The organism is Fictibacillus nanhaiensis (assembly GCF_036213205.1).
GTDB classification, from domain to species: domain Bacteria; phylum Bacillota; class Bacilli; order Bacillales; family Fictibacillaceae; genus Fictibacillus; species Fictibacillus nanhaiensis_E.
Genome location: NZ_JARMFC010000046.1, coordinates 18077 through 28496, shown reverse-complemented (window position 1 = coordinate 28496; position 10420 = coordinate 18077). Strand labels below are relative to the sequence as shown.

Below are 10420 nucleotides of genomic sequence, written 5' to 3'. Positions count from 1 at the left end.
CAAGAATCAATCATAACGGGTATTGCACATGTTTCAAACATTACTCAAATTAAAGTGTATGCAAATGATGGTCAGTATGAATTTCATACAAAAGTGTTTAAAGCCATGGCACAGGAACAAATTTCAGTAGATTTTATCAATATCAGTCCTAAAGGTGTCGAATATACGGTTATGGAAGACAAAACAGATATGGCTTTAGCAAAATTAGAAGAGCTTGGGTACGAACCAGAAGTGAACCGAGATTGTGCCAAAGTATCTGCAGTTGGAGCCGGCATCATAGGAACGCCTGGTGTGACAGCAACTATCGTAGAATCACTATCTAGCAGAAACATTCAAATCTTACAATCTGCAGATTCTCATACTACGATCTGGGCGCTCGTTAAGAAAGAAGATCTTATTGAATCAGTAAATGCTCTTCATTCCGCTTTTCGTTTGCATGAGGAAGGAGTATCTGCGAACTTACAAGAAATTGTACAGCAGCGTTTATTGAGTATTGCAGAGTGAATTCTTAGCGTTACTTCTTGGAGTATAAACCAAATTATATCCAACTAATAAGTATTGAAACCCAGTGATCTTCCTATAAGAAGATTAACCGGGTTTTTCAATATTTACATCTGTTTTACTATGTAATGTTGTCGTTGATCCATGTAGATTATAAAAGCAGATAGGAACAATAGGAATATTTAGAGTATGACTTTACACAACTTTCAAATATTAAAGAGCTAGATATAAAACAAAGGTTTTTTAACTAATTTAGTTCCTTAAATGCTTCCGGTTATATGATAATAAAGTCTTCAGGCTATAACCAATGCGAAACTTACCACCCCCATTTCTGCTAAACCATTAGTGCTTAGTTTGCCTATTCCAAAACTTTTCCTTATAATCTTTGAAGAGCTCTTAAAACAGTATTCATGGTGGTACGAATTTTTTCACAATTTCGTTCTTGAGTCGTCTCTTAGAAAGTGTTATTTAAAAGGATGTTAGTTTGACAATTATTCAGAACAGCTTGCTCCGATATGTACCAATGTGAATCTGACACTCTTCACGAATTGTAGAACGCTTAGCGTAACGATTTTTTTGTTTGTATCCATTAAATACAATTTTCTTTTAAAACCATCACATAACTCCATAGAATTTTGTTTCTTGTTACTTAGATTTTTTACGCCCTTCGGCACTCTAATCTAATAGCCGTGATTATCCATTTATTTTAATGAGCAGGTCTAATAAAGATAGTTTTAAACAATGAAAGTGAGGCAAAATGAATAAACGAGAAATAGAATTACTAATAAAATTTATAGCAGCTATAGTTCTTGTACTGCTAATTCAAATATCTAACTAAAGGTAAACGAAACCTGACTATAGGGTTTGTGTATAATGAGGAAACGATAGAGCAACGTAAGGACTCAACCTCATTTTGGAATAATGAGTGAATGGAAAGGAGAAAAGATTGCTAGTACGTTTGGAAAACTTTAAGACAAAACGTGTTGAAAAAAGTTATTCTCTGTATCCTTTTATTTCACCTGTACTTTAGCCGTAAAAAACACAGTCCTCAATAGAGAAGCTGTGTTTTCTTCGTGCAAATTTCAATTTGCCTTCTTTTTCAATGGAAGCTTTTCTTCTTTCTTCCATTTGAAAATACTATTTAATACACCATAAATCTTCTTCGATTCTTTTGTGAGCAAAGGGCCCAGTATCGCTAATATCAAAACATACAGTGCGGAAAATGGTTTTAATACAGAAGCTAAACCTCCTGCCATTCCAATGTTCGCTACAATGATGGAGAACTCGCCCCTTGAAACAATCGTTAGTCCGATATTTGAGGAGGCTTTATGAGATAGTCCCGCTTTTCTTCCTGCAATCATTCCAGCTACAAAATTTCCAATGATCGTTATCAGTACAGCTCCTAGCGCCAGCCAAACGGCTCCGCCTAACGTGAACGGATCTATACTTAATCCGAAGCTGAAAAAGAAAATCGCACCAAAGAAATCTCTGAACGGTATAACCATCTTTTCGATGCGTTCACTATGTTGAGTTTCAGAAAATACAAGTCCTAACAGAAGAGCTCCGATCGCTTCTGCTACGTGGATCGTTTCTGAAAATCCTGCGATAAAGAACAACGAGGCAAAAATCACAATAATAAAGATCTCGTTCGATGTGATATTTAGCAGTCTGTTTAGATGCTTCGTACATGTTCTTGCAATTACAAAGAACAAAATCATATAACCAAAAGCGATTAAAATGGATTTGGTTACCCCTAAAACAGAAGTCGCATCTCCTAACACTAACCCCGAAATAATCGATAGATAAACAGCTAAGAATATATCTTCGAACATGATGATTCCGAGGATCAGTTCTGTTTCAGGATTCGCCGTACGCCGGAGATCAACAATGATTTTCGCAACGATCGCACTCGAAGAGATGGTGATAATTCCAGCTATGATAAGCACCTCTAAAAGAGGAAAACCAACCATATAAGCGTAGATCAATCCTAATGAAAAGTTGATTAGGATATAGATGCTTCCACCAACAGCGATATTTTTTCCAGATCGTACTAACTTTCCGACCGAAAATTCTAAACCGAGATAGAACAGTAAAAACAATACACCTATCCTACCAAAAAAGGTAATGATCTCGTTGCTGTTAATAAACGTAAAATCCAAAACGCCAATAACAGGGGCATGTGGACCTACAATCATCCCGCATATGATGAGAAACGGAATGATAGAGAAGTTTATTTTATTTGCGAGTAGAGCAGCCAGCGCGATGATGATTAGAGCTGTACCAACTTCTAGTACAAGATGATTTGTCATTCACTGCTCACCTCAGCTGAGAACATCTCCTTAATGATTCGTTTAACACCATGTCTTTCGCCAGAGATAACAAGCATATCTCCAGAGTCGATCATTGTTTCAGGACCAGGGTTCAAGACTTTTTCATTTCCTTTGATGATGGCAATGACTGACACTTCATATTTTTGACGAATATCTAGTTCTCCGATCGTTCTTCCAACCGCAAACGCATTAGATTCAACTCGATACCATTCAATCATGAGCTCATCAAATGCCATTTCAATCGTTTCAAGGGCTTTTGGCCGATAGATCATACCACCGATTATGGCAGCAAACTGTCGAGCTTCTGTATCACTTAACGTAACTGACGAAAGACTTTCTTCATAATCATGTTTATCAAAATGATAAATTTCTCTTCTTCCATCATCATGGACAATTACAACGACTTTATCTTTATTTGATATCTCTATTTCAAACTTTCTACCGATACCAGGTAGTTCTGTTTCTTTAACGATCATAACAATCTCCTTTTGTTCGTATTTTTAAGCACAATGAAAAAACGTTCGGAAACATGTTTTTCGATGCTATAAATAAAGGTTCTGCTAAATAAACCTTAAGTTAAAGGCTTTTTAAAGTTAATGAGATTGTTTTGTTTGTCAGAGGTAATTCGATTGAAATTGATAGGGGGTAAGACGTGCAATCTTATTGTTCTCTTGGCTGTATGATGGGAAAACGAAATAATCATGTGATTCTTCTAATGGTGTTTGGATATCCGTATAAACAGCTTTTACGGACTTTTTTAACTTCTTACTCTTGGTTGGATATTCGCCAATAATCGTGGATTCATCGATCGACGCTGAGGATAGTTCATAAACGTCATTATGAGGTGGCGAGAACAAATTTTCCATGTTGTAGTTAGGAAAAAGTGATGTGAACACAAATACATACAATAAAGCCAACAGTGATATTTTCCGCAATTTCTTACTCCCCCCTTTCTTTTTTACTACCTCAATAATACCATGAAACCACGCGTTTCTGAAGTAAAGTGAAAAAGCCACCTCTTTTTAGGTAGTTTTTTTATCTAACTAGTTCGTCCTATTTCGTTTTGTATCACTGGTATCTATGGTGTTTTAAAACATCGTTGGATATCAGGACGTGTCTTTAGTTGAACCGCTACTCCTAGTGAAATCTAACGGGACAAATCCAACAAATAGCGCAACAAGTAGTCCGGTTGTCCACGGACTAGGAAGAGGTACTTTTGTTCTTGGATGAACCGCTGACAATTTACTTGAAAGAAGCCCATCACGGCTCATCGCATATAACGATCGTGTCTGACCGAACATCATGATGATTAAAACCGTTGTATTATCTATAATTGCTCCCAACGGTATGAAACCCACTGCCCAATCTTGATCAATTGCAAAGTAAGCTACTTGAATTTCACCAAACTCCAACAGGATTGGTCAGGATGAAAAATGCATACAAAGGGCTTTTTACTAATTACTCTCTTGCACTCACTCAATAATCCCGTTCCCATCTATTTGTACATCTACAGAACTTGAAAAATCAACCTTCTGATAATCCTTACTCCAATTTAGCTTTTCCCATGTAGGATAGTGAAAAGCCATTAGTTTCCTACCGACTCCAAAAGTATCGCTGTTCATTTCCTGTATTTTATCGATTACTTCTTGGGTGTTTTTGGTGAAGATTTTAGACAACTGGTTCTCAAGTTTTTTTATCTCAGCAGGTGAATCCAAGTTATCAAGTGGGTATTCTGTTACAACGACATTTGTTTTTAACTTGATATGAGCAGAAATCTTACCAGAAGGAGTTACTTTCACCGTAAAATCTCGTTTGTTTCTTTTCACTTTAACACTTATGAAATTCCATACGTTATTTTCATGTTTACTGCTGATTCTTTCAGTTGTTGATAACTCTTTCATAGGTTTTTCACCAGTGAGTAGAATATAAGAAACCGATAAAGGTTCTTTAATCGTTCCTACCATTTTGCTTTTATGGAAAAAAGCGAGTCCAGCAACCCTTACTGTTTTTTCAAGCGGTTCAAATAAAGGAAGCACAAAATCTTGCCCCGGATCAAACATAACTGGACAAATCGTCTGTAAATTATCGGTAGGTATAACAGCATCTCGTTCAGCGCTCGTAATTATTTCTTTTAAATATTCCCCGATACCAATAGTTTTTATTGGTTCTGTATACTTTGAATTAATTACCTCAGATGCACTTCCTATAGAGACTACCATTTTTGCGTTTAATGCAGATTTCGGATCGCGATAAAAAACATCCAGAATCGGATAAATATCGTTTTTAGCAACTTCTTCTCCTAGTACCAAAACTTGATTTTTAGTCGCATCTAGCTGTTCACTTACTTTTCTATCTAACCTAAGCCGGCTTTGACGGGCGGTTTGCCCTTCACCTGAAAACACTTGATTAATCACCGTCCCTCGGCCGGAATCTCCTAAGAATGCTTGTGGGACAGATACTGTCGTAACGACTTTACCGTCTTCTGTATAATCAATGCCGCCTGCTGTAATCAATTTAGTCTGACTTAACATATGTTGATCCCAGCACCCTGTTAAAAAGATTATAGCTGGAAGCAGGAATATACATTTTTTCAACTTTTATTCCTCCTGACTCAGAAAACCTTCAAGGAGTAGTATGTGTACTGTTATTCGTAATAATTCTTAATCAGCTGAGCCTATTAAAAAGGATTTTTACAATGACCAAATCACCGTTAGCCAATCTGCAATAAAATTGTTTGATATTATTTTATTCGTTACCATCCATTCCTATTAATTCTGATACCCATAACATTAAAATAGGTGAACAAAAAGGAGGACTACTAAAAAAGACGATGTTAACGGGATGACATCTCCGCACTATTTTTCAAGAGCGTCATTTGTTTCTTTAGTGTCCGTTTAATAATCCCGCTAAAAAGAATATTAATGAGTTTACCAAATAAAGTTTTACTTTCTATTTTTTCAGTCAAATGTAACCTGCAGCTTTTATCCGTCAGTGCTTCGATGCGATAAATCACTTCGACTAGAAATGCCGAGTGTTGAAGCTGAATTCCTAAAAGATTGTTTCTTTTGTACTCAGTTACTTGTCCCTCATACTCCTGTATACGGCCTCCTTCTCTGAGACGCTGTTTAAACTTAGTACCGACTGGATTCGTTGGATCTAATGGTGACACAAATTCTGTACTTTCAAGTCCACTAATCCATTCCTTTTGTTTTTCTTGATCATCTAAATATGTAAATACTGTTTCAACAGGTGCTTGGATCTCCAATTGCATGGTAACTAACATCTCCTAATTCCTCCTTTGATTATTATAGGTATTGACTTGTAATACTTTAGCCCTCATTTTAAAATTGATCTACGCCAAAAGGATAAATGGCTTATTAGAAATTTTTTTGTTACCTCATCAACCTGGCATCTTCATCTTCTTTTCCTCTTTTCTTTCTATAAAATTTCATTTATACCTTTTTAAGCCCCATACAATGCTCATAATGTGACAATCCTTCTTAAATTTTAATAAATAGACCATAATCAAAATAAAAGTAGTTTATTTCAAACGTGATTGATTAAAGTTGGCTTTACCGTTTAAAGTCAAACGGTATATAACATTTCCCCGTTTACCTCTTCCATTTGTAGAGAGAATGCTCCTTTAAAACAACATGCACCCTTCACTCAACCTATGGTGTCTGTAAGCACTCACTACAATTAATATGTACCTAGTGCACAATGATTATATTTTTAACAGGGCATGAAAATAGACGATCTCTTAAAAGAGACCGCCTAGGGGGATAGCTGATAAACAGCTCATACATATTATTCCTCGTATGTTAGAATTGTGAATTGAGAAAGATTACCCAGTTTCACTTTAACTCTTTAGTGTAATAAGTTAATAAACAGATTTATTACTCTATAAAGAAATGGTTGGTGGAATGTTAAAGTGTTACTAACAAAGAAAAAATACAACAATAAGATTGGAAATTTAACAATTCCATTTGTTTGGCGTGAAGAATTTAAAATGGATTGCGGCGTTGCATTAGGAATAGACCTTATTGGAAATATTGTGATTATCGATAAGAGAGAAGACAGAGAATATACTCGAGTGGTAACTGACAAAGGGAAAATAACAATCCCGATAGAATTACGGCAAGAACTAGGATCTAAACTCTATAATGTATTTGTTATCCAAACAGATGAAAAGATCCTATTAACACCCATAACACTTTAATGGCGTTTTCTTTGGTCTAGAGTTCATCGACTTGTGCTGATATATCTTTGTACTTTTCGCTGACAATCATTTTTCATGTATCCTTTTTAAAAATTCTTTATGAAGGGAAGGATTTCTATTATAACTACTTCCAAAGTACTTACTATCTCAGGTAACAAAAGTTCTGAAGTCTTCTTACATAAAACAAGTGACAAACGTTTTATCGTTGCCATTCCTGACCTTCATTGGTCAGCTGAGTTTAAAGATATCGATCATATCGCTATTCAAAAAGAACATTTAAATAACTCTTTAAACTTCCATTTATTCTCTGGCGATACAGAGGAGTTAGTAGATTCTATCATTTCCATAGTTGAACGAACAAGGTTTGAGTAACTGTGCAACTTTATAGATTATGTGTAGGTGCTAAATTCAAAAAATGTATTAAAAAGTAATAGTTATTTTATAGAAATTGAGGATAAGGCTAACTGTTGCACTTTTTTAATTGAAAGATACTGAATAAAATCATCTTCAACAGAACATACTATTATTACACCTATATTCCACAACAAGAGTATCCTTTTCAATGTAATTGTCAAAAAGAAGCCAAGGTATGCATGCATACCTTGGCTTCTTTTTATCAATACCAGATGATATCTCAAAGGGAGTAACATGAGTAACGATTGGTTTAAGGAACAGTAATATTCCTGTAAATTAATAAAACATGCACTCAAGTGAACTTGAACACATGTGGCAGAAAAAACCTATCTTATTGAAGAGCTTTTCCTTTTTCTTAACTGTAATGAATTCTTAGAAATGTTTGATCAGTATGTGAGGATAATCTTTGTTTTTTCCTCCGCAGGAGTCCTAGGTCTAGGTTTTGGGACTTTATCAAAGTACCCAATGTGTAATGTTGCTACTACTTTTTCACCTGGTTCAATCCCAACCGCTTTATGAAACCTAGGGTCCCAGTTGTAGTTGTTTGTTTTCCAAATGACCCCAAGTTGTTTTTCCCATGCTAAGAGCTGGAAGTTTTGAATCAGTGCTGACGTTGCACAAAGGTCCTCTTCCCACTGTTTTGGTCTCGGATCCGCCTTCATGACCACTAGTAAATGAGCGGGAATATTCATGATATAGGTGGAGAAATGCTCTGCCTTTTTTTCTTGTTCTTCCTTAGAGAATGTTTCTTTGATAATCGCATCTGCAAGAGTCTTGCGTCCATCCTCTTGGAATAAGATAAACCTCCAAGGTTCTCTTAAACCATGATTAGGAGCCCAAACTGCATCATTTAACAATTTCAGTATAAGTTCAGTGGAGACGGATGCGTCCTGTCTAAACTCTTTGATTGACCGCCTTTCTCGGATAATTTTTGCTACGCTCTCGCTTCCAAATCCCATTTCTTCAATATGCTTACTTTCCATGTTTCCTCCCTTTCCCCACTGGTGTTCATTTTATAATTTGACTGCATACTATTTGCTTTACTATCGATTCCCTTGGATATGAGGCTCCTGATTATACGTGTTCACAACCATGATTTAAGTAGAGATTTTAGCAGCATTTTCTTATAACAGAGGGGATTTTCCTATAGCTTTCCATTTTTCATTGAATCAGATGAATCAGAAAGAAGTAATGCAACCCTTCATAAAGTGTTGTTCTTTTTACTCTTAATTCTAGCTACAATGTCTGATGTACATTCCACTGTTTGATTTGATTTAAATATGAAAGTGTTTCAATTGAAATTGAAATTCATTCTCAATTATACATAATTTTAGTTATTATGACAATCCATTCAAGTAACAACTTGTTCTATTTCCCACTGTGAAGAATTTGACCTGTTACCTTTCGACATTGAGAAGAAAAATACATCAAATCCATCTCGTACTCCACTATGTGTTAGCTCCAACATTCGGTGTGCCCAATATTTCCATATCAAACATCTGTCATATTTTGTATAGGTAGTTAAAAATCTTTACCCAAGCGTAAAGCATCAACTCATCGCTCCCCGTATTAATAACCTTGAATACACAAAGATCATGATAGGAGGAACCTTTAACCACGCCTATATTATATATTATTATATATGTTAATAATGACATATATTTCAATGTTATCTTGCTATCCTTTTAACGCTTATATGTCTAAGAACCTTAAAACTGAGTCCATTTTTTTCTTAACAGGCAATTGCTCCAACTCACTTTCTCTAAATTATCATTACTACATATAGAGCATCTGACCATAGTTTGTTAGAAACAAATAAAAAAAGCATAGCCCATATGCTATGCTTAGAAAATAATTAAGAATTTCTGGGAGCTTGAACATAAATCAATTCCTAACAATCCCCCTATTCAGTTTTAGTTATTCGAAGTCTATATGGACAGCCTCTTTACCCCTTTGACCAGAGCTTTGCTCTGGCTTTTTTATTGGCTTTTCATTTACTCCCCACAACTGCGAATATAATAGTATTACTAGATACATACTAACTACCCTAATTAAAAAAGAGGGTGTTTTGTTTGAATAAATGGGATTACCTCATTATTGGCTTTATCTATTTAATTCCAGTTGTATTTATTGCAGTTGTATATGTATACGAGATTTTCTTGTAACTTCCTATCACTCACCAACAGGTGTAAATTAAAGAATTTTCATATAATCAGATGTGCATTTATGATATATAACTTGTTATCGTACCCTTTGAACTACACAGATACATTCTTTACCTGTCCCCTGAATTTTTCAAACTAAAATTAATCCATTACCACTTCTACCTAACTAAGTTTATAGAGACTTCCTTTAATAAATCATTATTGCGTGTAACATAATTATTGATATGGAGCTTTATGAACTTTCTGCATAAATAGTTCTGGGTTATTTATCTGCTCAAATCCGAATTTTTGATATAGCAGATGTGCATCGTTTGTAGCTAACATAAACCTGCGAATACCTTGGAGTTCGGGATAGGCAGTAATGATATTCATTAACCATTTTGATAATCCTAGCCCACGATAATCAGGCTTTACAAACACATCACATAAATAAGCATATGTGGCTAAGTCGGTTATTACCCTAGCAAAACCAACTTGTTCAACAGAGTGCTTACCCAATTCACCTTTATAAACCCCAAAACATAAGTGGGTGTTCATGATAGATTTAATCACAGTTTCTTTCGGTATGCCTTTTGACCAATAAGCATCTAAACTTAAGAAATGAAAAATCAGATCTATATCTAAAAATTCTTTATTAGTAGAAATAGAAAAACCTTCTTTAGTCCATATAGCCATTTGTTACACCTCTTATATTTTTAGAAAACAAGTCTATCAGACCAGAACTTGAGATGTACTGTGTCTTGTTAAAAAAACTATTCTGAATTCCGTAATTTACAGTTCCACCGCTTGTT

Annotated in this window: 11 protein-coding genes; 3 read left to right on the top strand and 8 right to left on the bottom strand. The window is 35.2% G+C overall.

What is annotated here, in order from left to right:
• A partial coding sequence (locus P4V41_RS21565) for an ACT domain-containing protein (RefSeq protein WP_328087287.1) occupies window positions 1-504 on the top strand: 504 nt, incomplete at its 5' end.
• 1079 nt (window positions 505-1583) lie between these two features.
• Here P4V41_RS21565 and P4V41_RS21560 read toward each other — a convergent pair.
• From P4V41_RS21560 to P4V41_RS21535, 6 genes are all read right to left on the bottom strand, one after another.
• Window positions 1584-2810 (bottom strand): cation:proton antiporter, encoded by a 1227-nt coding sequence (locus tag P4V41_RS21560; protein ID WP_328087285.1) that lies wholly within the window; start codon window positions 2808-2810, stop codon window positions 1584-1586.
• On the bottom strand, window positions 2807-3307 hold the full coding sequence (locus P4V41_RS21555) for a cation:proton antiporter regulatory subunit (RefSeq protein ID WP_328087284.1): 501 nt from the start codon (window positions 3305-3307) through the stop codon (window positions 2807-2809). The genes P4V41_RS21560 and P4V41_RS21555 overlap by 4 nt, the downstream gene beginning before the upstream one ends.
• A 138-nt stretch (window positions 3308-3445) precedes the next feature.
• Window positions 3446-3766: a hypothetical protein gene (locus P4V41_RS21550; protein ID WP_328087283.1), complete on the bottom strand. Its 321-nt coding sequence runs from the start codon at window positions 3764-3766 to the stop codon at window positions 3446-3448.
• A 171-nt stretch (window positions 3767-3937) separates the two neighbouring features.
• Window positions 3938-4243: an amino acid permease gene (locus P4V41_RS21545; RefSeq protein ID WP_328087282.1), complete on the bottom strand. Its 306-nt coding sequence runs from the start codon at window positions 4241-4243 to the stop codon at window positions 3938-3940.
• A 60-nt stretch (window positions 4244-4303) separates the two neighbouring features.
• Entirely contained in the window at window positions 4304-5425 is a 1122-nt protein-coding gene (locus P4V41_RS21540) for a Ger(x)C family spore germination protein (protein WP_328087281.1), read from the bottom strand.
• A gap of 239 nt (window positions 5426-5664) precedes the next feature.
• A complete protein-coding gene (locus P4V41_RS21535) occupies window positions 5665-6114 on the bottom strand; it encodes an SRPBCC family protein (RefSeq protein WP_328087279.1) in 450 nt (149 codons plus the stop codon).
• 648 nt (window positions 6115-6762) lie between these two features.
• On the opposite strand from P4V41_RS21535, the gene P4V41_RS21530 reads away from it, so the two are divergent.
• Together P4V41_RS21530 and P4V41_RS21525 are read left to right on the top strand one after the other, a co-directional pair.
• Entirely contained in the window at window positions 6763-7050 is a 288-nt protein-coding gene (locus tag P4V41_RS21530) for a hypothetical protein (protein ID WP_328087277.1), read from the top strand.
• Window positions 7051-7149: 99 nt separating this feature from the next.
• The gene (locus tag P4V41_RS21525; protein WP_328087276.1) at window positions 7150-7422 is read left to right on the top strand and encodes a YueH family protein; all 273 of its coding nucleotides are present in this window, start codon (window positions 7150-7152) and stop codon (window positions 7420-7422) included.
• 428 nt (window positions 7423-7850) lie between these two features.
• On the opposite strand, the gene P4V41_RS21520 is transcribed toward P4V41_RS21525, so the two are convergent.
• Window positions 7851-8447 (bottom strand): nitroreductase, encoded by a 597-nt coding sequence (locus P4V41_RS21520; protein ID WP_328087275.1) that lies wholly within the window; start codon window positions 8445-8447, stop codon window positions 7851-7853.
• Between the two features lie 1398 nt (window positions 8448-9845).
• Window positions 9846-10304, bottom strand: a complete 459-nt coding sequence (locus tag P4V41_RS21515) for a GNAT family N-acetyltransferase (protein ID WP_328087273.1) — start codon at window positions 10302-10304, stop codon at window positions 9846-9848.
• Window positions 10305-10420 lie beyond the last annotated feature (116 nt).

What these genes read in the sequence shown, in the direction of transcription:
- P4V41_RS21555 (WP_328087284.1), bottom strand. Translation starts at nt 3,307, where the DNA reads ATGATCGTTAAAGAAACAGAACTACCTGGTATCGGTAGAAAGTTTGAA.
- P4V41_RS21515 (WP_328087273.1), bottom strand. Translation starts at nt 10,304, where the DNA reads ATGGCTATATGGACTAAAGAAGGTTTTTCTATTTCTACTAATAAAGAA.
- P4V41_RS21520 (WP_328087275.1), bottom strand. Translation starts at nt 8,447, where the DNA reads ATGGAAAGTAAGCATATTGAAGAAATGGGATTTGGAAGCGAGAGCGTA.
- P4V41_RS21525 (WP_328087276.1), top strand. Translation starts at nt 7,150, where the DNA reads ATGAAGGGAAGGATTTCTATTATAACTACTTCCAAAGTACTTACTATC.
- P4V41_RS21560 (WP_328087285.1), bottom strand. Translation starts at nt 2,810, where the DNA reads ATGACAAATCATCTTGTACTAGAAGTTGGTACAGCTCTAATCATCATC.
- P4V41_RS21535 (WP_328087279.1), bottom strand. Translation starts at nt 6,114, where the DNA reads ATGTTAGTTACCATGCAATTGGAGATCCAAGCACCTGTTGAAACAGTA.